Consider the following 18,310-nt stretch of genomic DNA (forward strand, 5'->3'; position numbering starts at 1 on the left):
GTGGAGCAGTTCCGCAAGGTCGGCAGGAGTCACAGGGGTTCATCCTATTGGCTGGGGTCGAGCGGTGCCGACGCTCCCCCGCACCCGACGCCCGTAGAGTTGTCGGTGCGTGCGTGCCCACACGTCCACGCGTTCGTTTGTCCATCCGTCGAAAGAGCAACGAGCGATGCCCAGCGGTTCGGTAAGTGGTGGTTCCGGAAAGAAGAAGACCGGCGCCAAATCGGTCAAGGCCATCCAGGCCGCCAAGAAGAACAGCGGTGGAGTCCGCGGCCTTCCCAAACAGCGGCAGATTCCGTGGATGACGATCGGCGGAATCGCTGTCGTCGTCGTGCTCGTCGTCGTGATCGCGGTGAGCATCATCCCGAAGTACCAGTCGCAGCAGGAACTGTCGGCGTGGACACCGTCGGAGTCGAATCAGGACCCGTCGGTGGCGATCGACGGGGTCGTCTCGATCGAGTACCCGGCCGGCCAGCACGTCGCACCCGCTCAGCGCGTCGCCTACGACCAGAATCCGCCGTTCGGCGGTCCGCACGACGCGATCTGGGCGACCTGCACCGGGACCGTGTACGAGCAGCCCGTCCGCACCGAGAACATGGTGCATTCCCTCGAGCACGGTGCCGTCTGGATCGCGTACAACCCTGATCGGGTCGACGATGCCGCGATCGATTCGCTCGCCGCAAAGGTCGACGGCCGCACCTACATGATGATGTCGCCGTACCCGGGTCTGGACGCGGCGATCTCGCTGCAGTCGTGGGGTCATCAGCTCGAGGTCGACAGCGCCGACGACGAGCGCATCGATCAGTTCGTCGAGGCGCTGCGCCTGAATCAGTACGCTTACCCCGAGGTCGGGGCGAGCTGCTCGACGCTGCCGGCGTCGTTCGATCCGGCGAATCCGCCGCCGTTCGATCCGTCGGCCCCGGGCGCCGACGCGGTGCCGATGGACGGTGGCACGGTCGACGGAAGCGAGCAGTTGCCCGCCGATATGCAGGTCCCGGCCGGGAGCTGAGGATGAGCGACATCAACGACGCGGGGCAGCTGCCCGACCGCGACGGGAACGACGGCCCGAAACGCAACCGGACACTGCTCGCGCTGGTCGCCGTCGCGGCGCTGGCCGTGGGGTTCCTGCTCGGGTTCCTCGCACGGATACCGCTCGAGGATTCACGGCCCGCCGATCCGGTGGCCGGTTCGGTCGATGTCGGGTTCGCGCAGGACATGACGGTCCATCACAACCAGGCGATCGAGATGGCCGCCGTCGCATTGACGAATTCCGACGACCAGTACGTCCGCAACCTGTCGTACGACATCCTGACCACGCAGCAGAACCAGGTCGGTCAGATGCAGGGATGGCTGACGCTGTGGGGTCAGCCGCCGTTGCCGAGCGGGCAGTACATGGCGTGGATGACCGAAACCGGCGAGCACGGGCACGCGTCCGGTGAGGCGGCGCATGCAGCAGGCGGCGACGGTGTGGGCGCGATGCCCGGAATGGCCTCGGCCGAGGATCTGGCCGAGCTGCGAGCCGCGCGGGGTACCGAACTCGACGTGCTGTTCCTTCAGCTGATGCTGCGCCATCACGAGGGCGGCCTGCCGATGATGGAGTACGGCGCGCAGTACGCGTCCATCACCGCGGTACGGAATCTGGCTCAGACGATGGTGAACACGCAGACCGGCGAGTCCGAGCTGATGACGACCATGCTCGCCGAGCGCGGCGCCGAGCCGCTGCCGTTGAACTGACCGAGGCGGTGGCGCGGTCCCGGAAACCGGGGCTGACCAGGCGATGTGGCGTACAGCCGACAATGCGCTAGGCTAACTCCCGCACCGCCGGTCATCCGGCGGTCCGGATTGCCCTCGTAGCTCAGGGGATAGAGCGCTTGCCTCCGGAGCAAGAAGTCGCAGGTTCGAATCCTGCCGAGGGCACCACCTACCCGACAGCCCCGCTTCGTTCTCGAAGCGGGGCTGTTGTCGTCTCGGGTCACGCGAGCCGGTTCCGGCTACTCCCCCGAGGTCAGGGCCGTCATGTCGAAGTAGTCACGCACGCTCGCGATCTTGCCGTCGGCGATCTCGAACACGCCCATGACGGGCAGTTCGATGGTTCTGCCGTTCAGCACGAAGACATCGGTGCGTTCGTTCATCACGACGTTGCCGTGGACGAGCTGGTGATGGATGCGGTATTCGATGCCGCCGAAGGACCCCACGAACCCCTCCACGTATTCCTCGATCGCCGCCCGCCCGCACACGGGCTCCATCGGGATGTTGTGGAAGACGGCGTCCTCCGTGAAGCAGGCAGCGATCCGGGCGGGGTCGGGGTCCGCCCAGAGCCGGCAGAACTCGGCGACCAGTTCGTCGGGGTTCATCGGGCTTCGTCCTCAGGCGCGCCGGACAGGGGCGAATCGTGCCGGATCGGTGCCGGGAACACGACGGAGCCGGCCGCGTTCGATCAGTTGGCGCACGTGCGCCGAGCCCTCCGCGAGTGCCATCTTCTTGCCGTGCGGGGGCGTCTCGTCCCACGGCCGGTACCAGCGCATCCGCTCGGTGGCCTGCCACAATGTCAGTTCTTCGTCGCCGAATGCGTCGTAGAGGTCGTCGAGACGCTGGTCGTGGTGCGCGATCAGTTCCCGGCTGCGCACGGGCAGGTCGTCGATGGGCTGCCGGTGCGACGGCAGCGTACGCCGGACGGGCAGGGTCGCGACCGCGCGCAGCGACTCGAGATACTCCCCCAGTGCGTCGCGCTCGGGGACGGGGAAGTCGAACTCGCCGACGTGCGGTGTGGTGGTGGCCAGCACATGGTCGCCGCTGAACAGCACCCCGTGGTCCTCGACGAGGAAGCAGGCGTGACCGGCGGTGTGGCCGGGTGTCAGGACGGTGCGCAGCGTGCGTCCGGCGAGCGGAATGATCTCGTCCGCACCGAGTTTGCGGTCGGGCAGCGAATCCGGGCGGCCGGGCGGGCGCTGATCGGCCGCGGTGGCGGCGGCGATGTCGGCTTCCGGCGCACCGGCACGTCGTAGCAGTTCGGCTTCCTCGGCGCTGCGGTCGGTGTCGGAAATCATCACCTCGAGATGTGCGAAGTCCGACTCGTGCATGCCGACCCAGCATCCCGACGCCTCGCGGATACGTCCGGTGAGACCCACGTGGTCGGGGTGGAAATGGGTCACCACGACTCCTTCGACGTCGGTCATCGACAGTCCGGCCACCGTGAGCCCGTTCTGCAGCGCCTCCCAGGAGGTGTCGTCGTTCCATCCCCCGTCGACGAGGATCACACCTCGCGGGGATTCGAGGACGTACACCTGGGTGGGACCGACCGGCAGATCACCGACCGGCACGGGAATCAGGTGGATTCCGTCGCCGATGTCGCGGGCTTCCGTCGTGGTATCGCTCATGGGACCTCCGAAACGCGAATGGGCACTACTCCTGTCCGAAGCTAACCTAAAAGGTTCAATTATTCTTCCGGACACGGCTCGATGATCGCGACGATCGAGCGGATCTCCCCCGCGGGAATCCGGAAGTGTTCGGTGACCGAGACCGTCAGGTCCGGCCCGGATCCGGCGCTCACATCGAGCAGGAAACGCGCGACGACGTTGTCGTCCCACTCCCGGAAAATCAGGTCCCGCACTCTCCGGATGGGCCGGTACTCCGGGCCGTGCTCGAGGCGGTCGCGGATCTCGACGCCGCTGTCGCCGGTGCGCTGACCGTTCTCGACTCGCCACGCATCCGCGGCGAGCCGCACGTGGGACGCGTCGTGGCCGACCAGTGAGCGAATGTAGGCGCGGGCCATCGCGACCCGCGCGCTGTCGGTCGGCGCGTTCGCGTGCTCACCGATAGCGGCCATCAGCGGCGGCGCCCAGTCCGGGCGGCAGATCACCAGATCGGGCAGGTACGGATGCGGCCGGTTGTACTCCAGTTCGCTACCGTCGATCCGCGCGCAGTACAGCCCCGCCGCCTGCGCGACAGCGACCGGCGCCGCGGAATCCCACTCCCACTGGCCGCCGGCATGGACATAGGCGTCGGCATCACCCCGCACGACCGCCATCGCCTTCGCGCCGGCCGAACCCATGCGCACGAGTTGGGCGTCGACGGCGCGCGCGACCTCACCCATGAACGCGGGCGGGCGGCTGCCGCTGACGACGATGCGGGGACGACGGGCACCGAGCGGGAGCCGATCGACGCGGATCGGGTCGGCGGTGCTGTACACCTCGCCGTACATGGGCACCGCGACCGCGCCGGCGGTCAGTCCGCGCCCGGCTTCCCACAACGCGACATGCACGGCCCAGTCGCTGTGGTCGGGCATGCCGTACTCCTTGGACCCGTCCAGCGGGTCGACGATCCACACGCGCTTCGCCTCGAGGCGCGCCGGGTCGTCCGCCGATTCCTCGGACAGCACCGCATCCCCGGCTCGTTCCGCGGCGAGTCGTTCGAGAATCAGCACGTCGGCGGCTCGGTCGCCGTGCCGCCCGAGTTCCCGTCCGCTCAGCGTGCCCGCTGAAGTCGCGCGAATGGTCAATAACAGTTCGCCTGCCGCGGAGGCGATCTCGGCGGCGAGTGCGGCGTCGTCGGTCATGTGCTCAACAATTGCACGATGCGCGCGGCCTGGGCGACCGCATCGCCGTCGTCGGGGCGGAGCACCAGTTCTGCATGTTGCGGCGGCTCGTACGGGTCGTCGATGCCGGTGAACCCCGTGATCTCCCCGGCCCGGGCCCGCGCGTACATGCCTTTCGGGTCGCGGGCCTCGCAGTCGGCGAGCGGGGTGTCGACGAACACTTCGAGGAACGGGATGCCGGAGGCTTCGTGCTGTTGCCGGATGCGGTCGCGGTCGGCGCGGTAGGGGCTGATGAGCGCGCAGATCGCGACGAGTCCTGCGTCGGCCATGAGTTGTGCGACCGCCCCCACGCGGCGGACGTTCTCGGCACGATCGTCCGCGCCGAAACCGAGGTCGGAGTTGAGTCCGCGGCGCAGGTTGTCGCCGTCGAGCCGGTACGCGGGAATCCCCGCCGCCACGAGCCGGCGTTCCACCTCGGTGGCGACGGTGGACTTGCCGGATGCGGACAAGCCGGTCAGCCACACCGTTGCGCCCGCGGTGGCCCGCTCGGCGCGGCGTACCTGCGGGGCGTGCCAGACCACGGGGGTGTCGGTCAGGGTCGGCCCGGTGATCATTCCCGCGGCCACGGTGTTCCCCGTGGTGTCGTCGACGAGGACGAAGCTGCCCGTCGTCCGGTTGCGCCGGTACGGGTCGAACATCAGCGGCTGTTGCGTGCGCAGTTGCACCCGGCCGATGTCGTTGAGTCCCAGCGTCGCCGCCGCGCTGTCTCGGTGCAGTGTGTTGACGTCGAGGCGATAGTCCAGTCGCGCCACCTGCGCCGGGACCGCCCGGGTGGTGTGCAGCAGGATGTACCGCGCGTCCGGGTCGAGGGTGGACCGTTCGGTGAGCCAGCACAGCATCGCGTCGATCTCGCACCCGACGAGCGGGCGGTTGCCGGGGCGGCACAGCATGTCTCCGCGACCGACGTCGAGCTCGTCCTCGAGCTCGACGCACACCGCCGCGTCGGCGAAGGCCTGCTTCCGCGGATCACCGCCGGGTCCGAAGATCCGGCGCACCCGGGTTCCGAATCCGGACGGTAGCACCACCACTTCGTCGCCCGGTTCGAAGACACCGCTCGCGACGGTCCCCGCGTATCCGCGGAACTCGCCTCCCGCTCCGGCGCGGATCACGTACTGGACGGGCATCCGGGCATCGATCAGGTTGCGATCCGAATCGATGTGTACCTGCTCGAGGTGATGCAGCAGTGAAGCGCCCTCGTACCACGGCATGTTCATCGTCCTGCCGACGACGTTGTCGCCGTGCAGCGCCGAGATCGGCACGAAACCCAGATCGTGGATCTCCAATTTCGCTGCAAAGCCGCGGAATTCGTCGCACAGTTCGTCGAACCGATCCTGGGACCAGTCGACGAGATCCATCTTGTTGACGCACAGCACCAGGTGCGGGACGCCCAGCAGACTCGTCAGGAACGCGTGCCGCCGGGTCTGCTCGGTGATCCCCTTACCGGCGTCGACGAGGATCAGCGCGAGATCCGCAGTGGACGCCCCGGTGACCATGTTGCGCGTGTACTGCGCGTGACCGGGCGTGTCGGCGATGACGAAGGTGCGGTGCCGGGTAGCGAAGTAGCGGTAGGCGACGTCGATGGTGATGCCCTGTTCGCGTTCGGCGCGCAGACCGTCGGTGAGCAGCGACAGGTCGGTGTGCTCGGAACCGCGGGCGCGACTGGTACGGGCGACGGCGTCGAGCTGGTCTTCGAAGACCGCTTTGGAATCGAACAGCAGACGGCCGATCAGGGTGGACTTGCCGTCGTCGACGCTGCCGGCGGTCGCGATGCGGAGCAGTCGGGACATCAGAAGTAGCCTTCCTTCTTCCGGTCTTCCATGCCCGCTTCGGAGATCCGGTCGTCGGCTCGCGTGGCGCCGCGTTCGGTGATCCGGCTCGCGCGCACCTCGGCGACGACCTCGTCGGCGGTGGCGGCCGCCGATTCGACGCACCCGGTGCAGGTGGCGTCGCCCACGGTACGGAACCGTACGAGCGCTTCCCGCGGCTCGTCGCCCGGGGCCGGACGAAGGAATCGGGTGTGCGCGAGGAGCATTCCGTCACGCTCGACGACCGGGCGCCGGTGAGCGAAGTAGAGCGGGGGCAGGTCGATGCCTTCGTCGCGCACGTACGACCAGATGTCGAGTTCGGTCCAGTTCGACAGCGGGAAGATACGGATGTGTTCGCCCTTGCGGTGCCGTCCGTTGTACAGGTGCCACAGTTCGGGTCGCTGCGCCTTGGGATCCCACTGTCCGAACTCGTCCCGGAAACTGAAGATGCGTTCTTTTGCGCGTGCCTTCTCCTCGTCGCGGCGCGCGCCGCCGAAGACCGCGTCGAAGCCGCCCTCGCGCAGTGCACGCAGCAGGGTTGCGGTCTGCAACCGGTTGCGGCCGCCGTGGCGGCCGGTGTCCTCGACGACGCGGCCGGCGTCGATGTCGTCCTGGACGGCGGCGACGAGCAATCGCAGGCCGCGTCGCGCCACGGTCCGATCCCTGAATTCGACGACCTCGTCGAAGTTGTGTCCGGTATCGATGTGCAGCACCGGGAACGGCAAGGGTGCGGGCCAGAATGCCTTCGCGGCGAGATGCAGCATCACCGCGGAGTCCTTACCGCCGGAGAACAGCAGGACGGGGCGTTCGAAAGTGGCGGCGACCTCACGGAAGATGTGGACGGATTCGGCCTCGAGCGCACCGAGCGGCGGCAGCTCGTAGGAGGGTGGTCGTGGTGGAGGCTCCGTGATCATCGCGCTCCCAGCGGCACGCCGGTCCAAATATGTACCGGCTCGGTCGAATTCGGCTGGAGGTAAGAATAGAACGAGTTTCAATTCCGGGTCAACGCCTGCCGGCGACCGGGACTCAGCGCACCGGTCGCCGGCCGCCCAGCTCGCGGGTGATCGCGTCCGCCGTCGCGACCAGTGCATCACCGATCCGCTCGACCTCGACGATGTCGACGTCCCGCTCCAGGTGCGCCGCAACGACGAGCGACTGGTGGCCCTCGGCGTCGTAGACGGGTGCCGCGATCAGGTTCACCGCGTGCGCCCCCGCCGTATCCCATCGGTCCGGGAGCAGCACGCGTTCGCCCGGACTCGACACGAGTTCACCGAGCAACTCGCGCAGGTCCGGCGCGAGATCGTGCGCCACTACCCCGGCCATCAGCGCATACAGGCGCTGCCCGCCCCGAGTGTGGGACTCGACGAGGTAGCCGGTGCGGCGGCATTCGTCGATCACCCGGCGCAGGCGCTCGTGGTCGATGCGCACCGGCAGGGTCGGCTCGCGGCGCAACCAGCACTCGACGCGCTCGTCGCGGTCCCACAACACGAACATCAGTCCCACCGGTGGCGCAAACGGATACACCTCTCCGACGCGTGCGCCCGCAGCGCTACCGTGGGCGCCCGCGACGTCGAGTACCGCGATACGGTCGCCGACCACACCGGACGCGGTACAGACGACGCCCAGCCGTGCGCTCAGTTCGGTCAGGTGGCGGTGCGCCACGGGCCCGACCGCGTAGCCGCGTTGCGCCGCGCGACCGGCGACGATCAGAGCCGGGCCGAGCCCGTACGTCCTGCCCGCGGGATCGCGCAGGAGGTAACCCGCGTCGGTCAGGACGGTGAGAATGCCGAGGCAGGTGGGCTTGCTCAGGTCGAGGTCGCGGGCCAGTTCGGACAACCCGAACCGCGCATGGGGATGCGCCACCAGATGATCGAGGACCTGCACGACGCGTTCGGTGGGCGGCGACTGACGGACCATTGACCACTTCCTGTAACACGTTCTATTGTCGGCGCATCGAAGCCTACCTCAGCGGTACATATATGGACCACAGGGAGATCCAGTGCTCACCGATCCACTCACCGCGGCCATCGCCGAAGCCGAGAAACTCGTCGCGACCGCCCCGCACATCAGGAGCGAGCAGGATCTGATCGAGGGTTACGGCTACCTGGCCGGGGGGATCGCGGCGTGCGTGCACGCCGCATGGGCCCACAGCACGACACATCCCGTCTTCCTCACCGGGACCGGCCCCTACGCCAAGATGGGGCTCGACAACCCCGACACCCTGTATTGGGGCGCCGCAGTGCGCGACGACGCGGAATACGTCGTCACCGGCCGCCGCGGCACCACGTGCGATCTCAGCTTTCAGATCCTCGCCGGCAACTACACGGACGCGAACGTACCGGGCAACGTGACCGCGTTCGACGACCGTGCCCTGAACATCGCCGCGGACGGCACCTTCGAGGTGCGTTTCGGGCCCGGTCCCGCCGATCCGGACCACAATTACTTCACCCTCGCGGCCGGGTCGTCCCAGCTCGTCGTCCGCGAGGTCTACAGCGACTGGACGCAGCGCCGAGGCATCCACCGCATCGACCGGGTCGACACGCTCGGCACACCCGCGCCCGAGCCGACCCACGCGGACGCCGTGAGGAGATACGAACGCGCCGGACGGGCCCTGCTCTCCCGGGTGAAAACGTGGATGCAGTTCCCCGAATGGTTCTACCTGCAGCTGCCGGTCAACACCGTCACCGCACCGCGCCGCACCCCCGGCGGCCTCGACACGCAGTATTCCTCGGTCGGGCACTACGAACTCGGCGACGACGAGGCGATGATCCTCACCGTCCCGGCCAGCGACGCGCCCTACCTGGGGTTCCAGCTCGGCAGCCTGTGGTACATCTCGCTCGACTACCTCCACCACCAGACCTCCCTGAACAACACGCAGGCGCAGGTGGACCCCGACGGCATGGTCCGGATCGTCGTCTCGCAGCGCAATCCGGGCATCACCAACTGGGTCGAGACCCTCGGCCGCGCCCGCGGCATCCTGCAGTTCCGATGGCAGCGGCTCGATCGCGAGCCGACCGCCGCCGACGGCCCAGTCGCGCAGGTCGTGCCGTTCGACCGGGTGGCGCAGTCTCTGCCGTTCCACGAATCGAACCGGATCACCCCGCAGGACTGGGCGAGGAGAATTGCCGCCCGCCAGAACGCGATCGCCGATCGGATGCTGGGATGAGCACCACAGCGCAACTGCTGCGCGATCACGTGGTGGTCGTCTCCGGTGTCGGACCCGGACTCGGCCGTACCCTGGCGACACGATGCGCCGCGCACGGCGCCGACGTCGTTCTCGCCGCCCGCACCGCCGAACGACTCGACGAGGTGGCCGCGGAGGTCCGTGCGCTGGGCCGCCGCGCGTTGAGCGTGCCGACGGACATCACCGACGACGCCTCTGCCGCGCGGCTGGTCGAGATTGCGCGCGACGAGTTCGGACGCATCGACACACTCGTCAACAATGCTTTCTCGATCCCGTCGATGAAACCGTTGGCGAGCACCGGATTCGATCGCATCCGCGACAGCATCGAGCTGACAGTCCTCGGAACCCTGCGCCTGACCCAGATGTTCGCCCCGTTGCTTGCCGACGCGAAAGGCACGGTGGTGAACATCAATTCGATGGTGCTGCGGCATTCGCAGGAGCGGTACGGCAGCTACAAGATCGCCAAGTCGGCGCTGCTCGCGATGTCGCAGTCGCTCGCGACCGAGCTCGGCGGTTCGGGAATCCGCGTGAATTCGGTTGCTCCCGGGTATATCTGGGGCCCGACCCTACAGGGCTACTTCGAGCACCAGGCCGGCAAGTACGGCACCACGGTCGAGGATATCTACCGGCACACCGCCGCGGCGAGCGACCTGAAACGTCTGCCCACCACGGAGGAGATCGCGGACGCGGTGATCTTCCTGGCCTCCCCGATGGCGTCGGCGATCACCGGGCAGTGCCTCGATGTCAACTGCGGCGAATACCACCACTAGCACCGGGACGGGATACCCATGAGTGAACGCACCACGGTCGGCACCCCCGCAGATCTGCACGCCTCCGCGACCCGGCTGACCGGACTGACCGACTTCGGGATCGACGACTACAGCGAGGCCCTCGGCGTTCTGCTCGACTCGTATGCCCGCGACGAGCGGCTCACCCCGCTCGGCAGCAAGATGTCGCGGGTGTTCCTGCGCGGCGCACTCGTCGCCCGGCTGCTGTCGGAAGCCTCCTGGCGAGCGCACCCGGAGCATGCGGACGTCCCGATCGAGCGGCCCGTCTTCGTCACCGGGCTGCCGCGCACCGGAACCACCGCGCTGCACCGCCTGCTCACCGCCGATCCCGCCCATCAGGGCCTCGAGATGTGGCTGACCGAGATGCCCCAACCGCGCCCGCCCCGCGACACCTGGGCACAGAATCCCGTCTTCGCGGGGATCGAGGCAGGTTTCGCGCAGCACCACGTCGAACACCCGGAATTCATGGGCGTGCACTTCATGTCCGCCGGCGAGGTGGAGGAGTGCTGGCAGTTGCTGCGGCAGTCGTTCCGGTCGGTGTCGTACGAGTGCCTCGCCCACCTGCCCACGTACTCGCGGTGGCTCGCGGGCCGGGACTGGACGGACGCCTACGCCCGCCACCGGAAGAACCTCCAGCTCATCGGTCTGCCGGATGCCGGCAAACGATGGGTACTCAAGAACCCGAGCCACCTGTTCGCGCTCGACGCGCTGCTCACCGTGTACCCGGACGCGCTGGTCGTGGTCACGCACCGGGACCCCCGCACGGTGATCCCGTCGGTGTGCAGCCTGACCGCGCAGGCCACCGAGGGCTGGTCCCGCACGTTCGTCGGCGACACGATCGGCCGCAGCCAGCTCGACCTGTGGGCACGGGGCCTCGACAGCTTCACCGAGGCACGGGCACGGCACAATCCGGCGCAGTTCGTGGACGTCGACTACCGCGATTTCGTCGCCGACCCGCTGGCCACCGTCGGCACGATCTACGACCGGTTCGGCATGACCTTCACCGCCGATGCGGAGCGGGCGATGGCCGCGCTCCACCACGAGAGTCGCAGCGGCGACCGCAAGCCCGCACACCGGTACACGCTCGAGGAGTTCGGGCTCGGCACAGCGGACGTCGACGAGCGGTTCCCCGACTATGTATACCGCTGATACGTCCCCGTGAGATCTCCGGCCCGGCGTGCGGTGAGGATCGTGAGAAGCGGGAACAGTGCCTCGGCGATGCGATCCCCGGCGCCGACGAACGCTGCCTCCGACAGGCCCACGGGATCGGGAATTCCGGGTGTACCTGCAGTGCCGTCGGGTTCGCGGTAGGCATCGAGCCGGGCGACGGTGTCGGCTCCGGTGACGGTGGCGATGCGGCTCGCCTCGGTGAGCGTGAACGACTTGACCGACGATCCCGCGGCCAACGCCGAAACCCGGTCGCGCTGCGCCTCGGTCATCGCGAGCACCAGATCGGCACGCCGCATCATTTCGGCGCTGACCCGGCGCGCACGGAAGCGACCGGTCTCTCCACCCAGTCCCTCGATCACGGCGGCCGCGCGCGGTTCGATCGGATACCCCACCAGCGCATGCGTGCCGGCGCTCTCGGCAGTGAGCTCGGCCGTCCGCCGGTCTACCGCGTACGCGCGGGTCAGACGCTCTGCGATCACCGAGCGGCAGACGTTGCCACTGCAGACGAAGAGAATGTGCACGCGGGCACTCTAGCGACCGCGGGAACCACCGATTCATCGCGTAATCGCAGTTCACCGCCGGTCCACTCCCCGTTCAGCTGCCCCTGGGCCCCGGTTCATGCTTCACGACCGCGCATACTCGGTGCGTCCTTCCGACCTGGATGTTCACCCGTGGGATGATCGACGGTATGGCCGCACCACTCCCGCTCGATCCGATCGCCGAAGCCCACCGTCAGTGGATCGCCCACGGCTGGGGTGAGGTTGCGGACGGCATGGCCGCCGTGACGTCGGTGATGCGGGCCCAGCAGATCATGATGGCGCGCGTGGAGGAGGTCCTCAAACCGTTCGGTCTGACCTTCGCGCGCTACGAACTGCTCACCCTGCTGCATTTCACCAAGTCGGGTGCCCTTCCGATGGCCAAGGCGAGCGCGCGGTTGCAGGTGCACCCCACCAGCGTCACCAACGCCGTGGACCGGCTCGAAACCGCCGGACTGGTGCGCCGTACCCCGCATCCGACCGACCGGCGGGCGACGTTGGTCGAGCTCACCGACGAGGGGCGCACCCTCGCGGTCGAAGCGACCGAGAAGCTCAATGCGGAGGTCTTCGCGCGGCCGGGCATTGCCGACGACCAGATCGAGCCGCTCCTGCGCATCCTCTCCGGAATGCGCCATGACGCAGGTGATTTCGATACCGGCGGTGCTCCCACCAAGTGGTAGACGAATGCAGCAGGGCCGCCCCGACGGGGCGGCCCTGCTGCATCTCGACGTCGGGGACGGCCGACGTCAGGCGTGCTTGAACTCCGGCGTCCGCTTCTCCACGAAGGCGGCCATGCCTTCCTTCTGATCGGCGGTCGCGAATGTCGAATGGAACACCCGCCGTTCGAATTTCACTCCCTCGGCCAGAGTGGTCTCGAAGGAGCGGTTGACCGCTTCCTTCGCCATCATCGCGACGGGCAACGACATCGAGGCGATGGTCGTGGCGGCTTCGAGCGCGACGTCGAACAGTTCGGCGGCGGGCACGATCCGCGAGACGAGGCCCGCACGTTCGGCTTCCTCGGCATCCATGTTGCGACCGGTCAGGCACATGTCCATGGCCTTCGCCTTGCCCACGGCACGGGTGAGCCGTTGCGAGCCACCGATACCCGGAATGACACCGAGTTTGATCTCGGGCTGGCCGAATCTGGCCGTGTCGGAGGCGATGATGAAATCGCACAGCATCGCCAGTTCGCAACCACCGCCGAGCGCGTAACCGGACACGGCGGCGATGATCGGCGTGCGGGCCGACGACAGTCGATCCCATTGGGAGAACAGATCTTCCGCGTATACCTCGGAGTACGACTTGGGCGCCATCTCTTTGATGTCGGCGCCCGCGGCGAACGCTCTCTCGGATCCGGTGAGCAGGATCGCGCCGATCTCGGTGTCGGCGTCGAGTTCCTCGACGGCCGCGACCACTTCGCGCATCAACTGGCTGTTGAGCGCGTTCAGCGCCTTCGGCCGGTTGAGCGTGATGATGCCGACCCGACCCTTGCGGTCGAGCAGGATGGTCTCGAACTCACTCACTTGGTGTCCTCTTCGGTCGAGCGGTTACGGATGTCGGTGATGATCGCGGAGAAATCCAGGCCGCCGTTGCCACTCTCGTTGAACCGGTGGTAGAGCTCGGCGGCACGCAGCCCGAGCTCGGCTTCGACTCCGTTCGCCCGCAGCGCGTTCGCGGCCAGACCGAGATCCTTGTCCATCAACGCCGCGGCGAATCCCGGCTGGTAGTCGTTGTTCGCCGGGGTGGTCGGAACAGGACCGGGGACAGGGCAGTTGCTCGTCAGGGCCCAGCACTGCCCCGATGCGTTGGAGGCGACGTCGAACAGTGCCTGATTGTCGAGGCCGAGTTTCTCCCCGAGCACGAACGCCTCACTGATCGCGATCATCGAGATTCCGAGGATCATGTTGTTGCAGATCTTCGCGGCCTGGCCGTTGCCGGATCCGCCGCAGTGCACGATCTTGCGTCCCATGGCCTCGAGCAGTGGCTGCGCGGTCGCGAAGTCCTCCTCGGAGCCACCGACCATGAACGCGAGGGTACCGGCGGCGGCGCCGGCGACTCCGCCGGAGACCGGCGCGTCGACCGCGCGATGCCCGGCCGCACGGGCGCGCTCCGCGGCCTCACGGGCATCGGCGACATCGATGGTGGAACTGTCGACGAACAGTGTGTTCGGCTTCGCCGCCGGCAGGATCTCGTCGTACAGGCCGAGGACGAGCTTGCCGTTCGGCAGCATGGTGACGACGACGTCGGCGCCCTGCACGGCCTCGACCGCCGTTGCGGCGACGGTGATGCCGTCCGCTGTCGCCTGCTCCTGCGCGGCGGGGACCGGGTCGAATCCGGTGACCGGGTAGCCCGCCTTGACCAGGTTCGCGGCCATCGGCCCGCCCATGTGTCCGAGGCCGAGGAACGCCACAGTGGGTGAAGTGCTCATCTATCGGTCTCCTTCGGTGCGGCGAGCCCGAGTTCGAGTTCGCCGAGCGGCTGGAAGTAGGCGTCGATGTCGGCATCGGTGACATCGGCCAGCGTGGCCGGAACCCAGGCGGGGTTGCGGTCCTTGTCCACCACCTGCGCGCGGATACCTTCGACGAGGTCGTGCGAGCGCAGCGACGCGAGCGAGACGCGGTACTCCTCGTTCAGGACCTCTTCGAGGGATCCGAGCTGCCGGGCGTGCCGCAGCGACCGCAAGGTCACCTTCAGCGCGACCGGGGACTTGCCGAGGATCTGCTCGGCGGCGGCATGCGCTTCGGGAACATCGCTGCTGCGGAGCCGCTCGACGATCTCGTCGACGGTGTCGGCCGAATACGCCTCGTCGATCCAGGCGCGCTGGGCCAGCAGATCCGATTCGGGTGCCGGCTGCGCATACTCGGCGAGTGCCTCGTCGACCGTTCCGGATTCGAGTGCCGCAACGAACTTGCCGAGCGCCTCGGACGGCACGAAATGGTCGGCGAATCCGAGCGCGATCGCGTCGCCGGCCTTCATGCGCCCGGTGGTGAGCGCGATGTGCGTGCCGAGTTCGCCGGGGGCACGGGAGAGGAGATAGGTGCCGCCGACGTCGGGGACGAATCCGATTCCGGTCTCCGGCATCGCGAGAGACGAGCGCTCGGTGACGATCCGGACGTTGCCGTGCGCTGCGATGCCGATGCCACCGCCCATGACGATGCCGTCCATGATCGCGACGTACGGCTTGGGGTAGCGCCCGATCGCGGCGTTGAGGACGTACTCGTCGCGCCAGAACTCCTGCGATCCGGTACCGCCGTCGCGGGCGTCGTGGTAGATCGAGACGATGTCGCCGCCGGCGCACAGGCCGCGCTCCCCTGACCCGGTGAGCACGACGGCGCGGACCGAGTCGTCGCCCGACCATGCGCTCAGCGCGTCGGCCATGGCCTGCACCATGGAGTGGTTGAGCGCGTTGATGGCCTTCGGCCGGTTCAGCGTGATCCGCCCCAGACCACCGCTCACGTCGATGAGGACTTCGGGTTCCTGCCCGGTCATGCCGCTCCTGTCTGCGCCGCGGCCACCACGCTCCGCGCGACGACCACCCGCATGATCTCGTTGGTGCCTTCCAGGATCTGGTGTACGCGAAGATCGCGCACGATCTTCTCGATCCCGTACTCGGCAAGATAGCCGTAGCCACCGTGCAGTTGCAGCGCGTCGTTGGCCACCTCGAAACCGGCGTCCGTCGCGAAGCGCTTGGCCATCGCACACAGTTCGACCACATCGTCGGTACCCTCGTCGAGCGCATCGGCCGCGCGCCAGAGCAGCGTGCGGGCGGCCTCGAGTTCGGTGCGCATGTCGGCGAGGCGGAACTGCAGGGCCTGCGAGTCGAGCAGCCGATCGCCGAAGGCCTTGCGTTCGGCGAGGTAGGCGACCGTCCGGTCGAGGGCGGTCTGTCCGCCGCCGACCGAGCACGCCGCGATGTTGATGCGACCGCCGTTGAGCCCGTGCATCGCGATGCGGAATCCGCCACCCTCCTGCCCGAGCAGATTCTCCGCGGGCACCCGGGCTCCGTCGAAGACGACCTGCCGCGTGGGTTGCGCGTTCCAGCCCATCTTCTTCTCGTTGGCGCCGAACGACAAGCCCGGGGTGTCCTTCGGGACGATGAACGCGGAGATGCCGCGCGGTCCCGGTTCGCCGGTGCGGGCCATCACGACGTACACGTCGGACGTGCCGGCGCCGGAGATGAACTGCTTGACACCGGTGAGTACGTACTCGTCGCCGTCCCGCACGGCCTTCGTGCTCAGCGCCGCGGCGTCGGAGCCGGCGCCCGGTTCGGTGAGGCAGTAGCTGCCGAGTTGCTCCATCGAGCACAGGCCCGGTGCCCAGCGATGGCGCTGTTCGTCGGTACCGAACTTGTCGATCATCCACGTGACCATGTTGTGGATGGAGATGTACGCGGCGATGGACGGGCAGCCCTTGGCCAGTTCCTCGAAGATGCGGACCGAGTCGAGGCGTCGCAGCCCCGACCCGCCCACATCCTCGCGGACGTAGATGCCGCCCATGCCGAGTGCCGCGGCCTTACGCAGCACATCGACCGGAAAGTGCTTGGACTGGTCCCATTCCACCGCATTGGGCGCCAGGTACTCGGTGGCGAAGTCGCGGGCGGTGTCGCGGATCGCCCGGTCGTCGTCGGTGAGGATGAACATCGAGGTCCGCCTAGTCCATCGTGGGGATGACGAAGTGGTCGGTGTCGCTGACGTGGGCTCCCTCGAGGTCACCCTCCTTGACACCGGACGGCCAGCGCTGCGTGACGGTCTTGGTCTTGGTGTAGAAGCGGAATGCGTCCGGGCCGTGCTGGTTGAGGTCGCCGAAGCCCGAGGCCTTCCAGCCGCCGAAGGTGAAGTACGCGATCGGCACCGGAATCGCGACGTTGACGCCCACCATGCCGACCTCGACGCGGGCGGTGAAGTCGCGGGCCGTGTCACCGTCGCGGGTGAAGATCGCGACGCCGTTGCCGTACTCGTGCTCGGTCGGCAGGCGCAGGGCCTCCTCGTAGTCGCGTGCGCGCACGACGATCAGCACCGGGCCGAAGATCTCTTCCTTGTAGATCGACATGTCGGTGGTGACCTTGTCGAACAGGGTCGCGCCGGAGAAGAAGCCACCCTCGTTGCCCTCGAGAACGAATCCGCGTCCGTCGACGACGAGTTCGGCGCCTTCCTCGACACCCTGAGCGATGTAGCCGTGGACGCGGTCGCGCGCGGCGGCGGTCACCAGCGGACCGAAGTCGGCCTTCTCGTCGAAGCTCGTGCCGATGCGCAGTTCGGCGATGCGCTCCTGAAGCTTGGCCACGAGCCGGTCGGCGGTCTCCTCCCCGACTGGCACGGCAACCGACAGCGCCATGCAGCGCTCACCGGCCGAGCCGTAGGCGGCACCGACGAGTGCGTCCGCGACCTGGTCGAGGTCGGCGTCGGGCATGATGACCGCGTGGTTCTTCGCACCGCCGAAGCACTGCGCGCGCTTGCCGTTCTTCGCGGCGGTCTCGTAGATGTACTGGGCGATCGGGGTGGAGCCGACGAAGCCGAGTGCCTTGACCCGAGGATCGTCGAGCAGGACGTCGACGGCTTCCTTGTCGCCGTTGACGACGTTGAACACGCCTGCGGGCAGACCGGCCTCGAGGAACAGCTCGGCCAGGCGCAGCGGCACCGAGGGGTCGCGCTCGGACGGCTTGAGGACGAATGCGTTGCCGGCGACGAGAGCGGGGCCGGCCTTCCACAGCGGGATCATGGCCGGGAAGTTGAACGGGGTGATGCCCGCGACGACGCCGAGCGGCTGACGCATCGAGTACACGTCGATGCCGGTGCCGGCAGAGTTGGTGTACTCGCCCTTGAGCAGGTGCGGAGCGCCGAGGGCTACCTCGACGACCTCGAGGCCGCGCTGGATGTCGCCCTTCGCGTCGGGGATCGTCTTGCCGTGCTCGCTCGACAGCAGCCGGGCCAGCTCGTCCATGTTGTCCTGGGCGAGCTGCAGGAACCTCATCAGCACGCGGGCCCGCTTCTGCGGGTTCCACGATGCCCATTCCTTCTGTGCCACTTCGGCATTGGCGATGACTGCCTCGACTTCGGCGCGCGTCGCGAGCGGGACGCGCGCCTGGACCTCACCGGTGTTGGGGTCGAAGACATCGGCGAAGCGGCCGGACGTACCGGAAACGTGCTTGCCGCCGACGAAGTGGGTGAGTTCTCGAACGCTCATGTCCGACCGCGTCCGTTACTGAGAGTGGTGTGGGGTCACTGGATGCAGTCGGG

Annotated in this window: 18 protein-coding genes and 1 tRNA gene; 7 read left to right on the forward strand and 12 right to left on the reverse strand. The window is 68.0% G+C overall.

Translation table 11 applies throughout. The features are described 5' to 3' along the window. Positions 1-166: 166 nt before the first annotated feature. From Q8814_RS16815 to Q8814_RS16825, 3 genes are all read left to right on the forward strand, one after another. The gene (locus Q8814_RS16815) at positions 167-1,006 is read left to right on the forward strand and encodes a DUF3105 domain-containing protein (protein WP_330153153.1); all 840 of its coding nucleotides are present in this window, start codon (positions 167-169) and stop codon (positions 1,004-1,006) included. A 2-nt stretch (positions 1,007-1,008) separates the two neighbouring features. Then, positions 1,009-1,731, forward strand: a complete 723-nt coding sequence (locus Q8814_RS16820) for a DUF305 domain-containing protein (protein ID WP_330153154.1) — start codon at positions 1,009-1,011, stop codon at positions 1,729-1,731. Positions 1,732-1,841: 110 nt separating this feature from the next. Then, positions 1,842-1,917, forward strand: a tRNA-Arg gene (locus Q8814_RS16825). Positions 1,918-1,988: 71 nt separating this feature from the next. On the opposite strand, the gene Q8814_RS16830 is transcribed toward Q8814_RS16825, so the two are convergent. From Q8814_RS16830 to Q8814_RS16855, 6 genes are all read right to left on the reverse strand, one after another. Beyond that, positions 1,989-2,351, reverse strand: a complete 363-nt coding sequence (locus tag Q8814_RS16830; protein WP_330153155.1) for a nuclear transport factor 2 family protein — start codon at positions 2,349-2,351, stop codon at positions 1,989-1,991. A gap of 12 nt (positions 2,352-2,363) precedes the next feature. Further along, a complete protein-coding gene (locus Q8814_RS16835) occupies positions 2,364-3,374 on the reverse strand; it encodes an MBL fold metallo-hydrolase (protein ID WP_330153156.1) in 1,011 nt (336 codons plus the stop codon). Between the two features lie 59 nt (positions 3,375-3,433). Next, a complete protein-coding gene (locus Q8814_RS16840) occupies positions 3,434-4,552 on the reverse strand; it encodes a 3'(2'),5'-bisphosphate nucleotidase CysQ (RefSeq protein WP_330153157.1) in 1,119 nt (372 codons plus the stop codon). Beyond that, positions 4,549-6,378, reverse strand: a complete 1,830-nt coding sequence (gene cysC / locus Q8814_RS16845; RefSeq protein WP_330153158.1) for an adenylyl-sulfate kinase — start codon at positions 6,376-6,378, stop codon at positions 4,549-4,551. The genes Q8814_RS16840 and cysC overlap by 4 nt, the downstream gene beginning before the upstream one ends. Then, positions 6,378-7,310, reverse strand: coding sequence for a sulfate adenylyltransferase subunit CysD (gene cysD, locus Q8814_RS16850; protein WP_330153159.1), 933 nt, complete (start codon positions 7,308-7,310; stop codon positions 6,378-6,380). Before cysD ends, cysC begins: the two co-directional genes overlap by 1 nt. A gap of 112 nt (positions 7,311-7,422) precedes the next feature. Further along, on the reverse strand, positions 7,423-8,313 hold the full coding sequence (locus Q8814_RS16855; RefSeq protein ID WP_330153160.1) for an IclR family transcriptional regulator: 891 nt from the start codon (positions 8,311-8,313) through the stop codon (positions 7,423-7,425). 82 nt (positions 8,314-8,395) lie between these two features. Between Q8814_RS16855 and Q8814_RS16860 the strand changes: the two genes are divergently transcribed. The 3 genes from Q8814_RS16860 to Q8814_RS16870 are packed head-to-tail and all read left to right on the forward strand — an operon-like array spanning position 8,396 to position 11,517. Further along, complete coding sequence (locus tag Q8814_RS16860) at positions 8,396-9,562, forward strand: hypothetical protein (protein WP_330153161.1); 1,167 nt, start codon at positions 8,396-8,398, stop codon at positions 9,560-9,562. Continuing rightward, positions 9,559-10,350, forward strand: a complete 792-nt coding sequence (locus Q8814_RS16865) for an SDR family oxidoreductase (protein ID WP_330153162.1) — start codon at positions 9,559-9,561, stop codon at positions 10,348-10,350. Before Q8814_RS16860 ends, Q8814_RS16865 begins: the two co-directional genes overlap by 4 nt. 18 nt (positions 10,351-10,368) lie before the next feature. Beyond that, positions 10,369-11,517, forward strand: coding sequence for a sulfotransferase family protein (locus Q8814_RS16870; protein WP_330153163.1), 1,149 nt, complete (start codon positions 10,369-10,371; stop codon positions 11,515-11,517). On the opposite strand, the gene Q8814_RS16875 is transcribed toward Q8814_RS16870, so the two are convergent. Continuing rightward, a complete protein-coding gene (locus tag Q8814_RS16875) occupies positions 11,502-12,059 on the reverse strand; it encodes an arsenate reductase/protein-tyrosine-phosphatase family protein (RefSeq protein WP_330153164.1) in 558 nt (185 codons plus the stop codon). The genes Q8814_RS16870 and Q8814_RS16875 overlap by 16 nt on opposite strands. Before the next feature lie 167 nt (positions 12,060-12,226). Here Q8814_RS16875 and Q8814_RS16880 point away from each other — a divergent pair, with 167 nt between their 5' ends. Then, on the forward strand, positions 12,227-12,754 hold the full coding sequence (locus Q8814_RS16880) for a MarR family winged helix-turn-helix transcriptional regulator (RefSeq protein WP_330153165.1): 528 nt from the start codon (positions 12,227-12,229) through the stop codon (positions 12,752-12,754). Between the two features lie 66 nt (positions 12,755-12,820). Here the strand turns inward: Q8814_RS16880 and Q8814_RS16885 are convergent, their stop codons facing one another. Genes Q8814_RS16885 through Q8814_RS16905 form a run of 5 tightly spaced genes read right to left on the reverse strand, consistent with a single transcriptional unit; the run spans position 12,821 to position 18,257 of the window. Further along, on the reverse strand, positions 12,821-13,597 hold the full coding sequence (locus Q8814_RS16885; protein WP_330153166.1) for an enoyl-CoA hydratase: 777 nt from the start codon (positions 13,595-13,597) through the stop codon (positions 12,821-12,823). Beyond that, on the reverse strand, positions 13,594-14,502 hold the full coding sequence (gene mmsB / locus Q8814_RS16890; protein ID WP_330153167.1) for a 3-hydroxyisobutyrate dehydrogenase: 909 nt from the start codon (positions 14,500-14,502) through the stop codon (positions 13,594-13,596). The genes Q8814_RS16885 and mmsB overlap by 4 nt, the downstream gene beginning before the upstream one ends. Then, on the reverse strand, positions 14,499-15,563 hold the full coding sequence (locus Q8814_RS16895) for an enoyl-CoA hydratase/isomerase family protein (RefSeq protein WP_330153168.1): 1,065 nt from the start codon (positions 15,561-15,563) through the stop codon (positions 14,499-14,501). Before Q8814_RS16895 ends, mmsB begins: the two co-directional genes overlap by 4 nt. Then, the gene (locus tag Q8814_RS16900) at positions 15,560-16,714 is read right to left on the reverse strand and encodes an isobutyryl-CoA dehydrogenase (protein WP_330153169.1); all 1,155 of its coding nucleotides are present in this window, start codon (positions 16,712-16,714) and stop codon (positions 15,560-15,562) included. Before Q8814_RS16900 ends, Q8814_RS16895 begins: the two co-directional genes overlap by 4 nt. 10 nt (positions 16,715-16,724) lie before the next feature. Further along, positions 16,725-18,257 (reverse strand): CoA-acylating methylmalonate-semialdehyde dehydrogenase, encoded by a 1,533-nt coding sequence (locus Q8814_RS16905; protein ID WP_330153170.1) that lies wholly within the window; start codon positions 18,255-18,257, stop codon positions 16,725-16,727. Between the last annotated feature and the right edge of the window lie 53 nt (positions 18,258-18,310).

The organism is Rhodococcus chondri (assembly GCF_036327435.1).
Taxonomy (GTDB): domain Bacteria; phylum Actinomycetota; class Actinomycetes; order Mycobacteriales; family Mycobacteriaceae; genus Rhodococcus; species Rhodococcus chondri.